Source organism: Williamwhitmania taraxaci (assembly GCF_900096565.1).
Classification (GTDB): Bacteria; Bacteroidota; Bacteroidia; order Bacteroidales; family Williamwhitmaniaceae; genus Williamwhitmania; species Williamwhitmania taraxaci.
In genome coordinates, this window is the sequence record NZ_FMYP01000003.1 from 1 (window position 1) to 18267 (window position 18267).

Annotated in this window: 15 protein-coding genes and 1 tRNA gene; 10 read left to right on the forward strand and 6 right to left on the reverse strand. The window is 42.8% G+C overall.

Going from position 1 to position 18267, the window contains the following annotated elements; genetic code table 11:
• The coding region (locus BLS65_RS18880) for a helix-turn-helix domain-containing protein (RefSeq protein ID WP_139180941.1) at positions 1–164 on the reverse strand (164 nt) is incomplete at its 3' end.
• A gap of 635 nt (positions 165–799) precedes the next feature.
• Positions 800–873 (reverse strand) — tRNA-Met (locus BLS65_RS01245).
• 351 nt (positions 874–1224) lie between these two features.
• Here BLS65_RS01245 and BLS65_RS01250 point away from each other — a divergent pair.
• From BLS65_RS01250 to fmt, 5 genes are read left to right on the forward strand one after another with little or no spacing between them, the layout of a single operon-like run.
• Positions 1225–2673 (forward strand): LptF/LptG family permease, encoded by a 1449-nt coding sequence (locus tag BLS65_RS01250; protein WP_092434540.1) that lies wholly within the window; start codon positions 1225–1227, stop codon positions 2671–2673.
• Position 2674: 1 nt separating this feature from the next.
• Entirely contained in the window at positions 2675–3901 is a 1227-nt protein-coding gene (locus BLS65_RS01255; RefSeq protein WP_092434544.1) for a glycosyltransferase family 4 protein, read from the forward strand.
• A 1-nt stretch (position 3902) separates the two neighbouring features.
• Positions 3903–5063, forward strand: a complete 1161-nt coding sequence (locus BLS65_RS01260; RefSeq protein ID WP_092434547.1) for a glycosyltransferase — start codon at positions 3903–3905, stop codon at positions 5061–5063.
• Positions 5032–6270, forward strand: a complete 1239-nt coding sequence (locus BLS65_RS01265; RefSeq protein ID WP_092434550.1) for a bifunctional 3,4-dihydroxy-2-butanone-4-phosphate synthase/GTP cyclohydrolase II — start codon at positions 5032–5034, stop codon at positions 6268–6270. Before BLS65_RS01260 ends, BLS65_RS01265 begins: the two co-directional genes overlap by 32 nt.
• Positions 6271–6279: 9 nt before the next feature.
• On the forward strand, positions 6280–7248 hold the full coding sequence (gene fmt, locus BLS65_RS01270) for a methionyl-tRNA formyltransferase (protein WP_092434553.1): 969 nt from the start codon (positions 6280–6282) through the stop codon (positions 7246–7248).
• A gap of 34 nt (positions 7249–7282) precedes the next feature.
• On the opposite strand, the gene BLS65_RS01275 is transcribed toward fmt, so the two are convergent.
• A complete protein-coding gene (locus BLS65_RS01275; RefSeq protein WP_092434556.1) occupies positions 7283–8236 on the reverse strand; it encodes a glucosaminidase domain-containing protein in 954 nt (317 codons plus the stop codon).
• A 119-nt stretch (positions 8237–8355) separates the two neighbouring features.
• Between BLS65_RS01275 and cdd the strand changes: the two genes are divergently transcribed.
• Complete coding sequence (gene cdd / locus BLS65_RS01280; protein WP_092434559.1) at positions 8356–8844, forward strand: cytidine deaminase; 489 nt, start codon at positions 8356–8358, stop codon at positions 8842–8844.
• Here the strand turns inward: cdd and BLS65_RS01285 are convergent.
• The 3 genes from BLS65_RS01285 to panB form a co-directional block, all read right to left on the reverse strand.
• On the reverse strand, positions 8841–10421 hold the full coding sequence (locus tag BLS65_RS01285) for an adenylate/guanylate cyclase domain-containing protein (RefSeq protein WP_092434563.1): 1581 nt from the start codon (positions 10419–10421) through the stop codon (positions 8841–8843). The genes cdd and BLS65_RS01285 overlap by 4 nt on opposite strands.
• Before the next feature lie 89 nt (positions 10422–10510).
• Entirely contained in the window at positions 10511–11221 is a 711-nt protein-coding gene (locus BLS65_RS01290) for an RluA family pseudouridine synthase (protein WP_092434568.1), read from the reverse strand.
• 3 nt (positions 11222–11224) lie between these two features.
• The gene (panB, locus tag BLS65_RS01295) at positions 11225–12040 is read right to left on the reverse strand and encodes a 3-methyl-2-oxobutanoate hydroxymethyltransferase (RefSeq protein ID WP_092434572.1); all 816 of its coding nucleotides are present in this window, start codon (positions 12038–12040) and stop codon (positions 11225–11227) included.
• A 274-nt stretch (positions 12041–12314) separates the two neighbouring features.
• Here panB and dnaK point away from each other — a divergent pair, with 274 nt between their 5' ends.
• The 4 genes from dnaK (at position 12315) to xseA (ending at position 18148) form a co-directional block, all read left to right on the forward strand.
• Complete coding sequence (dnaK, locus tag BLS65_RS01300) at positions 12315–14228, forward strand: molecular chaperone DnaK (RefSeq protein ID WP_092434576.1); 1914 nt, start codon at positions 12315–12317, stop codon at positions 14226–14228.
• Positions 14229–14334: 106 nt separating this feature from the next.
• Positions 14335–15135, forward strand: a complete 801-nt coding sequence (locus BLS65_RS01305) for a toxin-antitoxin system YwqK family antitoxin (RefSeq protein ID WP_125869721.1) — start codon at positions 14335–14337, stop codon at positions 15133–15135.
• Entirely contained in the window at positions 15136–16767 is a 1632-nt protein-coding gene (locus BLS65_RS01310; protein WP_092434583.1) for a S8 family serine peptidase, read from the forward strand. It abuts the gene before it with no gap.
• A gap of 4 nt (positions 16768–16771) precedes the next feature.
• On the forward strand, positions 16772–18148 hold the full coding sequence (gene xseA, locus BLS65_RS01315) for an exodeoxyribonuclease VII large subunit (protein ID WP_092434586.1): 1377 nt from the start codon (positions 16772–16774) through the stop codon (positions 18146–18148).
• Positions 18149–18267: the final 119 nt, after the last annotated feature.

Sequence of the window (18267 nt, forward strand, 5' to 3'; positions counted from 1 at the left end):
ACGTTGCTCTCGTAAATGCCCGTTTTGGCATCCCTGTTCCTGCGAATCTCCCGGGATATCACGGAAGGGCTTCGGTTGATAAACAGGGCTATTTCTTTTTGTAGCTTGCCTTGCTGTAGCATGAGGGTAATTACATACCTTTGCTCTTGGTTGATGTGCGCCATTACAACTTATTTTTAGAGGACTTAGGGGGTAAAGAACCACATTTTTTCCATCGGAGCAGCGAAGGTGAGTAATTCTCATCTTCCTGTTCTGAAAAAATGCAATTCCTTTCTCTCCAATCAATCCTATAAGTTGCATTTGTTACTTGAATTTAGGTTAGTTAATCATAATTCTATATAGTTCAAGTCTTTTTCGAACATTTTATATATTGATACTAAATCCCGTACTGGGGCCACTATTTCAATCGCCTTCGCTTCCGTTGAGCACCACCTACACCCATGAACACCCAGTAATTCCAGTTTACACAAAATAATTTACACTCCCTTATTTTTTCACCTTTCACATTTCACTTTTACCTTTTCACATTTCACTTTTACCCTTTCACTTTTACCTTTTTACCTTTACCTTTTCACTTTTACCTTTACCTTTTCACTTTTACCCTTTCACTTTTCACTTTTACCCTTTCCCCTTTCAATGACATATTGCCTCATCATGGAATCACGCTACCATCTTTACAATTCATATCTCGATACAACTCCATGGGAAACAAACAAAAAATGGGCACCCTTACGAGTGCCCAAAACCAAAACCAACTATTATCCATAAATAAAGCCCTGCTATTAGCAGGGCTTCACTGTAGCGAGAGCCGGGGATGATCCGGCGACCTCATGATTATGAATCATGCGCTCTAACCAGCTGAGCTACCTCGCCATTTGCTTTGAATTGCGGCTGCAAAGATAGGGCAATTTTCAAAAAAACAAACGCTATTGAAATCTTTTTCCTAATAATCTCGAGGCAAACACGGCTTTTCAACTCCTCGTTTTTGATTATCAAAGCTTTAATATAGTAAATCAAGTAAATAATTTTGAAAGTAATCAGGTTTTACATAAAACGCCCCTATCAACCGGAAAAATCGCTTAAATTTGTTGTCCAAACAGCACCAATAATTCATATTACACATCGGCTAGAATTTTGGATGTAAGGAAGATTAACAACATAAAAAACGGCACACTTCGAGTTTGACAACTCATTGGTGCCAACAATTAAAAGATATATTTTCGAATGAAAAAATTCCACTCATTTCTGCTGAAGTCCTTTCTAGGTCCGATGCTCATGACCTTCTGCATAGTAATGTTTATCCTATTGATGCAGTTCTTATGGAAATATATTGACGAACTTGTTGGCAAAGGTCTTACCTGGGATATCATTGGGGAATTAATGCTCTACGCCTCAGCCACCTTAGTTCCGATGGCCCTACCTCTTACTGTTTTGTTAGCCTCAATAATGACTCTTGGCGATCTAGGAGAAAACAATGAACTGCTTGCAATGAAAGCGGCTGGTATATCCTTACAGAAGATACTTGCACCCCTAGTAATTCTGATTGTAATCCTCAGCATTTTTGGATTCTTCTTTTCGAACAATATACTACCGGTAACCAACCTGAAGATAAAAACGCTCCTGTACAGTGTAGGCCAACAGCGTCCAGAACTTCAGATTAAGGAGGGAGCCTTTACCAATGGAATTGAAGGATACAGCATAAAGGTCGGAGAGAAAGATAGAAAAACAAGCCTGATGCGCAGAATTATGATATACAATCAGGCAAGCAGGGAGGGAAACCTATCTGTAACCTCTGCCGATTCGGGCTACATGCGCGTAACAGCCGATAAGAAATATATGGTTGTCGATCTCTACTCCGGGTGTAACTACGAAGATGTAAGGGCAAACGGAAAGCCTCGAAATGCAAAAAGCAACGACTATGCCTTTCGGCGAAACTACTTTGCTCAGCAAACCATACTGGTTCCCTTAAGCGGATTCGACTTTAAACGATCCGACGAAGGCCTTTTCAAAAACGATTACCAAATGCTCAATATTGCTCAACTTGAAATTGCCGGCGACTCCCTCAAAAAAGAACTTGAGCAACGAAAGGGTTATGTGTTCAAAAATCTTATTGGACGAAGCTCGTTCACAGGGCCAATCGACACATCCAACACAATTAAGAGCAAAGCCAGCTATACCCTCGATTCAACCATCGCTTCGATGGACTTTACCGACAAGAAATCGGCCGTATCATACGCCCTCTCGATGGCACGTTCGGCAAAAAGTAATCTGGCCACCAACAAGGATGAGATTTCCTACAAACAGCGTATAATTAACCGACATCGTATTGAGTGGCATCGAAAATTTGCGCTCTCCTTTGCATGCTTCGTCTTCTTCTTTATTGGAGCACCTCTAGGGGCCATAATTCGCAAGGGTGGGTTGGGAATGCCGGTTGTCATCTCCATTTTCTTCTTCATAATCTATTACATTATCTCTATCACAGGAGAGAAATTTGTAAGGGAAGGCATCCTAATTGCGCCCATTGGTATGTGGATCGCAAGTTTTATACTGTTTCCACTCGGAATATTCCTTTCATACAAGGCAAGCAACGACTCAGCTATACTCAACACCGATTTATATCTCAAATTCTTCAAGAAAATAGGAAAACTATTCGGAAAGAAGAAGAGCGCTTAAAATGAGAATACTGATAGTTACCAACAAGGTTCCCTATCCAGCCAAAGATGGTGGTGCAATTGCAACCCTAAACATGGCATTAGGACTAGCCACCCAAGGTGCTAGCATCACTGTTCTTGCAATAAACACGTTAAAGCATTTCTCTCCGGTAGAAGAGATTCCGAATGATATACTCAAACGAGTTGGCATAAAAGCGGCAACGGTAGATACTTCCATAAAACTATGGCCAGCCCTCAAGAACCTTCTTTTCTCAAGGAAACCATACATTTCCGTCCGGTTCGAAAACGAGGCATTTCTTAACCTACTACAGAAAGAAATCACCACTATGCCGTATGACATCATACAGCTAGAAGGACCATACTTAGAAGCATATATCAAAACGATAAGAGCATATTCAACTGCTCCCATTGTGCTCAGAGCACACAACATTGAGCATGAAATCTGGGACAGAACCGTAACAATAACTTCAAATCCATTTAAGAAGGTCTACCTCAGAATACTAGCCAATAGAATTGAACGATTGGAGAAAAACACTCTTCGCCGCGTTGATGCAGTAATTCCTATCACCAAAAAGGATGCACAAAGCTTGCTTAAATCGAGTCCGACAATTCCATGCCACATAGCGCCAACAGGATTGAATGAAGCTCATTTCACGACTACGAACTCGCATAAGATAGAACAAAGTTTGTTTCACCTTGGCGGTTTGGATTGGACGCCAAATCAAGCAGGCCTTATCTGGTTTTTAAACAACTGTTGGCCAGCAATAAGAGCAGCAGTTCCTAACGCGAGATTCTTCATTGCCGGACGACATGCTCCTAAAACCTTCATTAAAGCAATAAAACTACCCTGTGTTGAATTTATGGGAGAAGTGGGAAACGCCCAGCTATTTATGCAAACGCATGGAATAATGGTAGTGCCGTTGCTATCCGGTTCTGGGATGCGTATTAAAATCATCGAGGGAATGGCTGCCTCCACGCCCATTGTTTCAACGTCGATTGGAGCAGAAGGAATAGAGGCGGTGAGCGGAAAAGACATTGTTATTGCCGATACGCCTGAAGCAATTATAGAAGCATGTATCTCGCTACTATTAAATGTAGAGTTGGCAAACCAAATTGCCAAAAACGGTTGTAACTTTGCGCAGCAGCACTTCAATAATGATGAAATTAGTCATAAGGTAATGGAGTTTTACCAAAGTCTCCTTCTCGAACGAAACAACAAAAGTTACTAAGGTGGAATACTTATTCTGGATACCCGCACTCCTCGTATTTCACTCCTATATTCTTTATCCAATAATCCTGCGCATTCTTACCTCAAAAGAAAAGAAAAAGATAGATTTATTTAGCTTAGAGGACAATCTCCCTTCCATCTCTATTTTAATGGCAGTGCACAACGAAGAGTCAGTAATAGCAAAGAAAATTGAATCGATTTTCAGCACCAACTACCCCGTTCATAAGATTGAAGTGATCATAGGCTCCGACTCGTCAACTGACCGCACAAACGACATTCTGTCTGAAAAAACCATCCTTCACCCACAACTGCAATACTTCATCTTCGAACGTAGAGGAAAAGCAAACACCATCAACGAGTTGCTTGACAAATCTACGGGTGAAATTATTATATCAACCGACGCAAACGTATTTTTCACACAGACTACGATCTTTGAATTGGTGAAACACTTCAAGAATGATCAAATTGGACTTGTCGATTCCCGTATGCGGAATACTGGTTTACAATCGCATGGCATTTCAATTCAAGAAAGCACTTACATCAACCGGGAGGTGCTAATAAAAAACAGAGAGGGCCGTATTTGGGGTAGCATGATGGGTCCATTTGGGGGTTGCTTTGCTACAAGAAGAAGTTGCTACAACAAGGTGCCTTCTACCTTTTTTATGGATGATTTCTACATATGTATGCGCGTCATCGAGCAAGGATTCAAAACCATTAATAGCCTAGATGCTGATGTCTACGAGGACGTTTCGAACCAATCCCACGAAGAGTTTCGCCGAAAAGTAAGGATTTCGATTGGAAATTTTCAAAACCTTTTTCGGTTTAAGGGGTTGCTTCTACCGCCGTGGAAGGGCCGTGCATTTGCCTTTATTTCGCACAAAGCCATACGATGGGTTGGACCAATTCTCATCATAATTGCCTTATTGGCCAATATAGCACTAGCGAGAGAGAACAACGCATATCTTACAGTATTGGTGATTTTTTTAGTGAGTTTTTTATTACTTCCCCTCGATTTTTTCCTTAAAAGAATAAACATTCATATTACCTTTGTGCGGTTTGTTACCCATTTTTACGGAATGAACTTAGCCCTATTAGTAGGTTTCTATAAATTTATAAAAGGAGTAAAATCCAATGTCTGGCAACCAACACAACGCAACCAATAGCCTCCTGAATACAATTGATGAGGCAATTGAAGATATCAGAAACGGTAAAGTAATTATTGTAGTCGATAATGAGGATAGGGAAAACGAAGGCGACTTCGTGGTTGCTGCCGAACTTATCACCGCTGAAATCGTCAACTTCATGGCCACTCATGGCCGCGGTTTAATTTGCGCTCCACTTACCGAAGAGCGCTGCAAAGAGCTCGATCTGGAACTCATGGTGGGCACCAACACCGCCCTTCATCAAACGCCGTTTACCGTATCGGTCGATTTAAATGGCAGCGGCTGCACCACTGGGATCTCTGCCGCCGACAGAGCAAAAACCATAAAAGCACTGGTCGACCCTAAAACCAAATCGGAAGATCTAGGTCGTCCGGGCCACATATTTCCGCTTAAAGCAAGAGAAAAAGGGGTACTTCGCAGAGCAGGTCATACCGAAGCAGTTGTTGACCTTACCCGCTTGGCTGGCTTACAACCCGGCGGTGCTTTAGTCGAGATAATGAATGAGGATGGAACAATGGCAAGGCTTCCTCAACTACTCGAAATTGCAAAAAAATTCAGCCTCAAGATTGTCTCCATTGAAGAGTTAATCGCTTACCGATTGAAATCGGAAAGCCTTATTGAGCGAGGCGAACGTATTCAACTGCCCACCGAATTTGGCAATTTTGAGTTAGTTCCCTATCGCCAACTTAACAATGGACTGGAACATGTTGCCCTTGTAAAGGGAAGTTGGGATATAAACGAACCAGTGACCGTTAGGGTTCACTCATCATGCGTCACGGGCGACATCTTTGGCAGCTATCGTTGCGATTGTGGCCCTCAACTACACGAAGCTTTACGAAAAATTGAAAAAGAAGGTAAGGGCGTCGTTGTATACATGAACCAAGAAGGTCGTGGCATTGGCCTGTTCAATAAAATACATGCCTACAAGCTACAAGAAGAAGGACGCGATACGGTAGAAGCTAATCTGGACCTTGGATTCAGTGCCGATGAGCGCGATTACGGAGTTGGCGCAGCGATTCTTCGCGACTTAGGCCTTCAGAAAATAAAATTACTGACAAACAACCCTAAGAAAATTACAGGTCTTGAAGGATACGGTCTCGAGATTGTCGAAAACATGCCCATTGAGATCAAGTCCAATGTTTTTAATGAGTTTTACCTTCAGACGAAAAAAACTAAAATGGGTCATAAACTCCAAGGGAACAAATAAAAGGATACAATGAACCGGTCGTTGAAGGTAGTTTTTATGGGCACACCTGAGTTTGCTGCTACAATTCTGAGAAGGATTGTGGCATCACCCCATCAGGTTTTAGCAGTGGTTACTGTGCCGGACAAGCCTGCAGGAAGAGGTCAGAAAATAGCCCAATCGGAAGTTAAAACCGAAGCAGGCAAGTTAGGCATTCCCGTTCTTCAACCGGTAAAGCTGAAAGATCCGGCATTTATCTCAGAACTAAACCAACTCGGTGCTGATGTCTTTGTTGTGGTTGCTTTTCGAATGATGCCTAAAGAAGTGTGGTCAATGCCTCCTCACGGAACATTTAATCTCCATGCATCACTACTCCCCCATTACCGAGGTGCTGCGCCAATCAACTGGGCAATAATTAATGGTGATAAAGTATCGGGCAACACGACCTTCTTTATTAACGAAGAGATTGACACGGGCAAAATAATTTTTCAAGAGGAGTTAACGATTGGAAATACCGAATTGGTCGGAGAACTACACGATAGGTTAATGATTTCGGGAGCCGAATTGGTTGTGAAAACCTTAGATGCTATTGCCGATGGTACTGCAAAACCGGTAGAACAACCACACACACTGGAAGGACAACCGTTAAAGCAGGCACCCAAAATATTTAAGGAAACATGCAAGATCAGCTGGAGCGATCCCTGCGACAAGGTTATGCACCACATACACGGCCTAAGCCCCTATCCTGCTGCTTGGACTACACTGCAAAACAATATTACCCTAGAGACAACGCCTGTTAAGATTTTCAAAGTCTCAATTGTAAACCAGACTACCAATCAACTTCCCGGCATAATATCTTCCGACGGGAAAACATTTATCCATGTAACCACAGGCAAAGGAACAATTGCCATAGAAGAGTTACAGCTCGCCGGAAAGAAGCATCTTTCGACCCCGGAATTTCTCCGAGGATTTAAGGACATTGAAAAATTTCGATTTTCTTAAGTCTACACTGGGTGGTGGAGTATTTTGCTCCTTACTAAAACCATCCATGCTTCAAACCCGGCTTCCAACCCCGTAGGAATATCTCTTGTCCTGCTTCAGGCTCTTGTCCCGGCTCCATCCCATTACGTTTATAGAGCAAGCGCAACTTTATTGCATTTGTCTGAGAAATTTTGTGCATAGTCTCACCTGACTCGCATATATGAACGGGGAAACCTTTAGCAGCCTGACGCTTTTTTGGTTTGATGTACACCTCATCGCCCGGAACAAGTTTCGTATCACGAGGCAAATCGTTGTATTTGTAAATCTGCCAAGGCATCATTTCCAACTCCTTTGCCAAACTCTCCACCGAGTCGCCTGCTTTCACCACGATATAAAGAACACCATTTCGCACCAACTCAGGATGATTCTTGTAAATATCGACCAAATAGGTATCTGATCCTTGCAGTCTAGTTGGGGATACAGCCTTAATATCAACGCCTTGATCTAATAAATATAGATTGTTCTCCTCAATAATCTTCACCAGCATATCGGCATACTTTGGATTTGTGGCGTATCCTGCCTTTTTCAATCCTTTGGCCCACCCCTTGTAATCGGTTGGCTTTAGATCAAAAAGAAAAGCATACCGTTTAGAAGAACGCAGAAAATCGGAATGATCCGAAAATGAGTTTGCCACATCACGATATACTCTAAAGCACTCGCTCTTTTTGTCGTCATCATGAAAAATGGTAGATCCCGACCATGACTTATGGCATTTAATCCCAAAATGATTGTTTGCCTTAATAGCCAGCGTACTATTCCCATTATCGGACTCTAACATGCCCTGAGCAATAATAATACTGGCTGGCACTCCGCTTTTCTCCATCTGCCGAATTGCTAAATTTTTAAACAATTGAACATATTCTTCACGAGAATATTTCTTTCCGTTTTGACCAGCAATATGGGTCGGTATAAAACTAGTTATCAATAGTATGAATAATACAATTCTCATCTCAATAAAAGTTATATCTTAAAAATCTCAATCAAATCCAGTCACCTTCTATCCATGCAACGTTTTGCAATAAAAAAAAATTGCGTAGGTTTGTATTTGCTAGCAAAAATAGCATTAGAATGAGAGAGTCTGAAATTTTAGTAAAATATTTTGAATATGATAGTCCCACAGAACTCGCTTCTGACTATCAGGTTTTGGTTGAAAAGGCCAAAGATGCCACGAAGGATGCCTATGCTCCCTACTCGAAATTTCGCGTAGGAGCAGCAGTATTGCTCGAGAATGGCGAAATAATCACGGGTACCAACCAAGAAAATGCGGCCTACCCTTCGGGACTATGTGCTGAGCGAGTGGCAATTTTTTATGCTAACTCAAAATACCCAAGCCAAGCGATAAAAGCCATTGCGGTCGCATCTTTTTACAATGGCAAGTTTAACGAAACTCCGGTTTACCCGTGCGGTTCGTGCAGGCAGGTGCTGCTTGAAACGCAAAACCGGTTTAATAAGCCGATGGACATTATCATGTATGGATCAAACTCCATCCAGATAGTTAAGAGTGCGAGGCTATTACTTCCACTCTGCTTCGACGTTGATCTAAAGGCCAAGGACTAGTAGGTAGACAATATCTTCTTAAAAGCCGCATTGGGGAGAACACCATCGAGATCATCGGAAAGTTCAGGTAAGATACGCTCCACATAGTACATACTTATGGAGCCTATGTTTTTTACTGGAATCTCGCCTCGAGGAGTGCACTCAAAAAAGTCTTTAATCTTATCGTAGGTCGACTGGGAAATATTGATTTTTCCGGGTTCCGATGCTTGCTCCATACGGCTGGCGACATTTACTGTGTCGCCCCATATGTCGTACGCAAATTTCTTGCGTCCAATTACTCCAGCAATTACATCGCCGGAGTGAATCCCTATTCTTACTTGCCAAGCTGATTTATCCAATAATTGGTCAGAGACTGCTTTCTCTTGCACAAATTTTTTGATTTCAAGAGCAGCCAATACAGTATCAAATGCATGGCTCTTGTTGGTTCGAGGTAGTCCTCCTGCACACATGTATGCATCGCCAATCGTTTTTATCTTCTCAAGAAAGTGACCTTCCCCTATCTGCTCAAAACGTTGAAAGTAGTGATCGAGTATTTCGATAAGATCAAGAGCATCGTAGGCGCGAGTAAGACTCGAAAAGCCGACAAAGTCAGTAAACAACACAGACACATCCTTATAGGGTTTGGGCTTGGCAGTCCCCTTTCGGGTAAGTTGCCGAGCAATCTCCATCGGTAGAATATTTTGCAACAACTCTTCTGACTTTTTCTTCTCATCCTCGAGCGATCGCTTTTGCTCCTCGATCTCGGAGCGCTGCTGCTCCAACAACTGATTTGCTTCAGTAATATGGGCATGCTTATCGCCAAGTTCACGCTCTACTGCCTTAAAATCAGAAATATCTGTTTCAATACAAATTATCTTGAAAAAATTTCCCCAATGGTCGTAAACCGGCGACAAGGAGGTTTGGATATCTTTAACGACTCCATTTTTCATTGTCCAACTGTTCTCATAGGTAACGTATTCACCATTTTCCCTACACCGCTTAAACGCAGCAACTGTCTTATGTGAAAGGTTATCCGAGAACATATTTGACCCAAACGATTCTTTAAATAACTTTAAATTGCATCCGTATAACTTCTCGAATCCCCCGTTCACCCATTCAATGTCGCCGGTAGAACTAATCATAATTAAAGAGTTTCCAGCCTTGGTTGCTGCCACGGAAAAATCATTCAACTGCTGAGAGGTGGATCGCAAATCATTAACTGTTTGCGCATTCCGAAGCATTACTGTCAACCGAGGAACAAGTTCCTCTTGAACAATAGGCTTGCGAAAGAAATCATCAGCACCAAGGGTTACGGCCTCAGCCACCGATTTTAAGTCAAGAAAATCATGAAAAAGATAAATTGGAATATTTCGCGTAAACTCGCTTCCTTTTAGGCTTGTGATGACAGAATAGCCTCCGGATCCATTAAAGCTATGATCGATGAGGATAGCAATTGGTTGGCTTTCAATAGCCGCCAACAACGCCTCCTCCTTTTCGCAGCAAGAGACTTCGTATTCCGCAAATCGACTTTCCAACAACTGCAAAAGAAGTTGAAAATCGGATTCGTTTCTATCAAAAACAAGCAGAATCTTTCCCATAATCTAAAAAATGACGCAAGATGATTAATGATTGCGGTCACTTAAAGTTACACATTAAAAGCAATGCACGACAACTGAAGGAATAAATTCTATCGTTTATTTGATTTACCGCCCAAACTGTTGACGAAATCAATCCAAAGAACATCTTTCGGTGTCGGGGCCACAATAACTACAAGCTCATTCTTAACCGGATGCTCTATCGATATTTCCCGAGAATGCAAGCATATGCCACCATCGGGGTTCGATCGAGCAAAACCATACTTCAAATCCCCTTTGATGGGGCAACCAATTTTGGCTAGCTGAGCCCGTATTTGGTGGTGTCGTCCGGTATGCAAATCAATCTCGAGCAAAAAATAATTTACCGAGCGTGCAAGAATTGTATAGGACAAGCTTGCAACCTTGGCATCCGCCCTCGGCTTTGTAAGTGCCATTGTTCTATTCTTTGCCGTATCGCGCACCAAGTAATGCTCAAGGGTAGCCGATTCTTCCTCCGGTTTGTTTTTCACAATAGCCCAGTAAGTTTTCTTGACCGTTCCCTCTCTAAACATCTCATTAATCCGAGTAAGCGCCTTGCTAGTTTTCGCAAACAGCACCACACCGGAAACGGGTCGATCGATACGATGAGTTACGCCCAAAAAAACATTCCCAGGCTTGCTCTCTCGTTTCTTGAGAAAAGCCTTAACCTCATCTTCGAGCGATGAATCGCCGGTTGTATCGACTTGGACAAGTTGGCCGGCATGCTTATTAACTGCCAACAAATGGTTGTCCTCCCACAAAATATCTGCTTCGGTAAATGCCATAGCTTAATATTGTTCCTTTTCGTTTGGAAAATCCTTACTTTTCACATCGGCAATATAACCTTGAAAAGCCTTCTGCATCTCTTCGAAGAGATTGTGGTAGCGGCGGAGAAATCGAGGTGAAAACTCTTTGGTGATGCCTAGCATATCGTGGGTAACAAGCACTTGCCCATCGACGTTTCCGCCTGCACCAATACCAATTACCGGAATTTTAAGTTCGTTCGCTACTTGAGCCGCTAAGGTTGCAGGAATTTTCTCGAGCACAAGGGCAAAACAACCAGTCTCTTCGAGGAGATGAGCATCCTTGAGTAATTTCATAGCCTCTGCCTCTTCTTTAGCACGGACGGCATAAGTTCCAAACTTATGAATTGACTGAGGAGTTAAACCAAGATGTCCCATTACCGGAATTCCAGCCGAAATGATACGGGCAACCGATTCAATCACTTCACTGCCGCCCTCCAACTTTACCGCATCCGCTGCACTTTCTTTCATTATGCGAATACTGCTGGCGAGTGCCTCTTTAGAATTCCCCTGATAAGTACCAAAAGGCATATCCACTACCACTAAGGCACGATTGACACCCCTTACCACACCGCACGCGTGATAGATCATTTGGTCCAACGTAATGGGCAGCGTGGAGACATGACCAGCCATCACATTTGAAGCGGAGTCACCCACCAGCAGAACATCAATCCCCGATTCATCTAAAATGCGAGCCATGGAATAATCATATGCTGTCAGCATGGCTATTTTTTCACCTCGAGTCTTCATCTCCTGAAGCACGTGAGTGGTAACTACTCTTACTTTCCCTTCTAATGACATGGCATCACGATTTGTCGTTCAACTGGATATTAACTTCATAATAATTGAGCCAAAGCTACGAAGAATAAGAACACCCTCAAAGGTGACAGCAAAGGGATTTTACAAGTCCAAGCAATAATTAGAACTGCCGTAATGTCACGAACAAAACAAACAGTTTGACCATATCCAGCAGAAACCGCTGTCAGCACTCATAAAAACATGACACATTAAGCAATGGCACAATGATTGCAAAGAGTGGATAACGAACAAAAGTAAACAACAAAACATAAAAAAAATGGGCAAAATTATTGGTATTGACCTCGGAACAACTAACTCATGCGTTTCTGTAATGGAAGGCAACGAGCCGGTGGTTATTCCTAACAGCGAAGGTAAGCGCACGACTCCTTCGATGGTTGCATTTGCAGAGAATGGCGAACGTAAAGTTGGCGACCCTGCCAAGCGTCAAGCCATCACAAACTCGACAAAAACAATATTCTCCATAAAACGATTTATGGGGGAAACCTTTGACAAGGTACAAAAAGAGATCAACCGTGTTTCCTACAAAGTAGTGAAGGGCGAGAACAACACCCCTCGTGTTGAAATTGATGACAGGAAATTCTCGCCTCAAGAAATTTCGGCTATGATTCTTCAAAAAATGAAGAAAACAGCTGAAGACTACTTGGGCCAAGAGGTAACCGAAGCCGTTATTACGGTGCCTGCTTACTTCAGCGATTCACAGCGTCAAGCAACCAAGGAAGCTGGTGAAATTGCTGGACTTAAGGTGCGCCGCATCATCAACGAGCCTACAGCTGCGGCACTTGCCTACGGTCTCGACAAAATGTCACGCGATATGAAAATCGCAGTATTCGACCTTGGTGGTGGAACCTTTGATATCTCTATCCTTGAACTAGGTGAAGGCGTATTCGAAGTAAAATCGACCAACGGCGACACCCACCTTGGTGGTGACGACTTTGACCACGTTATTATTGACTGGTTGGCCGAGAGTTTCCTCAAGGACGAAGGAATTGATTTAAGAAAAGATCCTATGGCGCTACAACGCCTAAAGGAAGCAGCAGAAAAGGCTAAGGTAGAACTTTCGAGCGCTACCTCTACCGAAATCAACCTGCCCTATATCATGCCCGTTGATGGTATTCCAAAGCACTTGGTTAAAACACTCACCCGTGCTCAGTTCGAGCAATTGGCCGACAAACTTATCCAAGCAACAATTGGACCTTGCAAAAAGGCACTATCCGATGCTGGCTTAACAATTAACGACCTTAACGAGGTTATCCTAGTTGGAGGTTCCACACGTATTCCTGCAATCCAAAAGATTGTAGAGGAATTCTTCGGAAAAGCACCTTCGAAAGGCGTTAACCCCGACGAAGTAGTTGCTGTAGGTGCTGCCATTCAAGGCGGTGTACTTTCCGGTGATGTAAAAGACGTTCTTTTGCTTGATGTTACTCCGCTTTCACTTGGTATCGAAACCATGGGTAGCGTGTTTACAAAGCTCATCGAAGCAAACACCACTATCCCAACGCGTAAATCGGAAACGTTTACCACTGCGGCCGACAGCCAACCAACGGTTGAAATCCATATTCTACAAGGCGAACGCCCAATGGCCAAAGACAATAAGACCATTGGAAGGTTCCATCTTGACGGTATTCCACCAGCCCCTAGAGGTGTTCCCCAAGTTGAGGTTATCTTTGATATCGACGCAAACGGAATTCTTCACGTTACGGCAAAGGACAAGGGTACCGGCAAGGAACAAAAAATCAGGATCGAAGCTTCGTCTGGGCTAACCGATGACGAAATCAAGAGAATGCGCGAAGAAGCAAAGGCTAACGAAGAATCCGACAAGAAGACTCGCGAAACCGTAGACAAATTTAACGCTGCCGACAGCTTGATTTTCCAAACCGAAAAGCAACTTAAGGAGTTTGGCGATAAACTTCCTGCTGACAAAAAGGCTCCAATTGAAGCCGATTTGGCAGAACTCAAGGAGGCACACAAGAATCAAGATATTGAAAGGCTTGATAAGGCTACCGAACAGCTCAACAAAGACTGGCAAGTTGCCAGCGAAGAGCTTTACAAGGCCGGACAAGACGCTTCTCAAGGTGCTGATCCAAATGCCAATGCAGGTCAATCCACAAACAGCGGTTCCAAGTCTGGTAACGATGAGGTTACCGATGTAGACTTCGAAGAAGTGAAATAATATTTCTTCTACAATAAAAAGTATAAGGGTTCCAATCGGAACCCTTTGCTTTTTTATTATACCTTCGTTGTATTCGAAAAACAACGCAAGCATTAAAAGTAAGTTTATGAAGATATATATCACAACAATAACAGTTTTACTGTTTTCGGCCACTATTACTCTTGGCCAAAATATCCCAACAAACACTAATCTTCGCGACGAGAAAGGAAGGAAACAGGGGGTTTGGTGCAAACTCTATAAAAATGGAGAACCGGCCTACACGGCAAAATTCAAAGACGACATTCCTACCGACACGCTTAAACGGTATACCGAAAAGGGAACCCTAAAAGTGGTAATGATATTCGATAATACAGGAAAAATAGCAACAACAACATACTTACATCCCAACGGCAAACGCGCAGCTGAAGGCATCTTTATTGGTCAACAAAAAGATGGTATCTGGAAGTATTATACTCCCGACACAACAATTCTGATGATTGAGCAATACGCCAAAGGAAAGCTCAATGGAATAAGAAAACGCTTCTACACTACAGGTGAGATAATGGAGGAACTATCTTTTTCCAATGGCATAAAAAATGGCGTTTGGACCACCTACTTCCCCAATGGACGATACAAGTATAGCGGCGTTTACAAAGAAGGGAAGCTCAATGGAGAGATGAAAACCTTCTACTCCAATGGAAGACTTGTATCCGAGGGCAACTACAAAAACGGATTAAAAGAAGGGGAATGGCAATTCTATAACGAGAATGGTGATCCAACCCAAAAAGTGGTATACAGAAATGGAATTGGAAACAACAAAGACAAACTCGACAGAAAACAAACGGAACAACTCCTCGAACTAGAGAAAAATATTGGAAAAATAGAGGAACCTTCCGCCGAAAAAGTAATGGAGCAAATGGGTTATTAAATGCGAACCGGAAATTCCCTTGTGCTACTTTTGCTATTGCTGATTCCATCTCTTGGTTTCTGTCAAAGCTTATATTGGGTGGGGTTTCCAGATAAAAACAGAAGTGAATACTCTACTGAGATCCCCGAGAAATTTTTAAGTAAAAAAGCAATCAATCGTAGAGCAAAACAGCAGATTGAAATTACGGCTGAGGACCTCCCCGTCTGCAATCATTACATTGATAGCGTTAAAAAGACAGGAGCGGAAATACTTTTCGCCCTGAAGTGGCTAAATGGAGTGGTTGTAAGGCCAACCAATGAACAACTTGAGGCAATAAAGAAAACTAATCTCTCGTTCTCAGTAATCTCCATATACGAACCATTACCAAGAAGCACGACACTTCGCGGGACCAATAAATTGGGACTGTCCAATAGAACAGACTTCAACCATTCCTACTATGGCAATGGATTTGATGCTGTAGATTTAATAAAGGGTCCGTTCCTCCACCAACTTGGATACAAAGGCCAAGGAAAGCTAATTGCCATTATCGACGATGGGTTTTACCACGCCAACCAACTCAACCTTTTCGCCGACGCTTTTTCGAACAATAGAGTGATCGCAACGAAGGATTTTGTAAACCCAACTTCAAACATTTTTGAAGAGGACTCCCATGGAATGCATGTGTTTTCTGTAATAGGGACTAATACACCAACAAAAATGGTTGGAACTGCTCCCGAAGCCAACTACCTTCTCCTAAGAAGTGAAGATTACAACAGCGAGCAGCTCGTTGAAGAGTATTACTGGGCTGCGGCTGCAGAATATGCCGACAGCATGGGCGCAGATATCATCAACACCTCTCTTGGTTACACTACCTTCGATATCCCTTCCCAAAACCACGCATACGCGGATCTCACAGGAGATGTAACGCCTATTTCTAAATCATGCACCATAGCAGCAAGTAAAGGCATGATTATAGTTTGTTCGGCCGGCAACGAGGGCAACAACGCGTGGAAATACATTTCAGCTCCTGCAGATGCTAAGGGAATATTAACTGTTGGTGCAGTTCCCATAGACTCCATCCCCTCCAGCTTCACCTCCATTGGCCCAAGTGCCGATGGGCGAATTAAACCAGAAATAGTTGCACTAGGGTCGAGAGTTGGAATTATTGACGATCTGGGGATTCCGTCTCAGGGCAATGGCACATCCTATGCCGCCCCAATAATCGCAGGAATGTCCGCTTGCCTATGGCAAGCATTCCCAAACCTATCGGCAAATCAAATTCGGCAAGCCTTAATCAGCTCCGCTTCAAGATACTCCAATCCAACTGAAAAGTTGGGTTACGGAATACCTAATACCCAGTTAGCCTACTACAACCTTCTCAATGAATCTGGTGAATCGCACTGTATAGAACCTGAAATGTACCCAAATCCCGTTTCAGGAGAACTCCGAATCACACTTCACAATGCCACCGCAGGAGAAGCAACAATTGCGATTTACAGCGGTTCAGGGGTATGCGTCTTTCGAAAACAGTGGTTGGTAACATCGTCCATTGACACTACAATCCAAATAAACGCTAACTTATCTAAGGGCATCTACATTGCACATCTTACATGCGGAGCCTGCCATTGGCGTGAAAAATTAGTTAAACAATAAAGCCATGCAAGTTGGAACCCATCTAACCCTTTTCGACCTCAACCAAACCATTCGGGCAAAACTTGTAGAAGCCTTTCCTGAATCGCTATGGGTTATTGCCGAGATTAGCGAGATTAAGGTCGGAACAACCGGCCACTGCTATATCGATCTTATCCAAAAAGACAAACGAACAAATAGCTTAAAAGCAAAGGCATCAGCCACCATATGGGCATCCACATTTCGGATGCTTCGACCATACTTCGAAACAACAACCGGACGGCCACTAACCTCTGGTATGAAGATTCTTATTCGTGCTACGGTGGAGTATCACGAACTATACGGCCTCTCCCTAAAAGTTATGGATATTGACCCTACCTACACCATAGGCGAAATGGAATTGCAGCGACAGCAGACCATTCAGAAATTAGTGGACGATGGTGTTTTTGAAATGAACAAACAGGTTGAATTCCCAATGGTTCCCCTTCATATCGCCGTAATATCATCGGAAACCTCTGCAGGATTTGTCGATTTCATGCACCAATTGAAATCCAATGAATATGGATTTGTATTTCGAACCACCATCTTCCAAGCCACCATGCAGGGAAAGGAGGCAGAACCGTCCATCCTACTTGCGCTTGATTCTATCTTCAATGCGGTAGACCAATTCGATACCGTTGTAATCATCAGGGGTGGTGGAGCCCAAGCCGATCTGAGCTATTTTGACTCCTACTGGCTGGCCTTCCATATCGCCCAATTCCCGTTACCAGTAATAACAGGCATTGGACATACAAAAGATATTTCGGTTTGCGATATGGTTTCAAATACATCCGTAAAAACACCTACTGCAGCAGCAGAACTGCTTATCCAGAAAATTGCTGAATTCGACTACAGGCTCACAGAGTTCACCCAAATCCTCACCGATACGGTGGAGGAACTTATTACCGAACATCAACAGAAATTAAAACATGTTTTTCGGAAAGTAATCGGAGTTACGAACATGCTGTCTCAACATGAAAACAGTCTGAACATACTGGCACATGACATCAAATCCATCACAGAAAGACACTTAAGCCAAAAGAAATGGATGCTTACTTCTGCATTTAAGACAATTACAAGTAGAACTAAAGCAATTTTACTACAGGAGAGAACAACTTCGGAAAGAAACAAATTGGAACTAAGGCACAATCTATCTTCAATGGTCACTTCCGAGAACAAAGTTCTTAAGGCAAAGGAAATCATTTTCAAGAACCTTCATCCAGACAAGATTCTGAGACGAGGATACTCCATTACACGAGTTAACGGAAAAGCCATAAAGAGTGCAGATAAACTGCACTCAGGCGAAATAATAAAGACAACCCTTGCATGCGGCACCATAATTAGTTCCATTCTCCCAACCGAATAGCTACCTCAGACCAGATATAAAACAGATTATGGCGCTACAAATCAAACATACAAGGATGTTTCCTTGCTATTTTATCCACATTTTTTCATACTTTTAGCCAAGTTGATTCAAAAAATTCC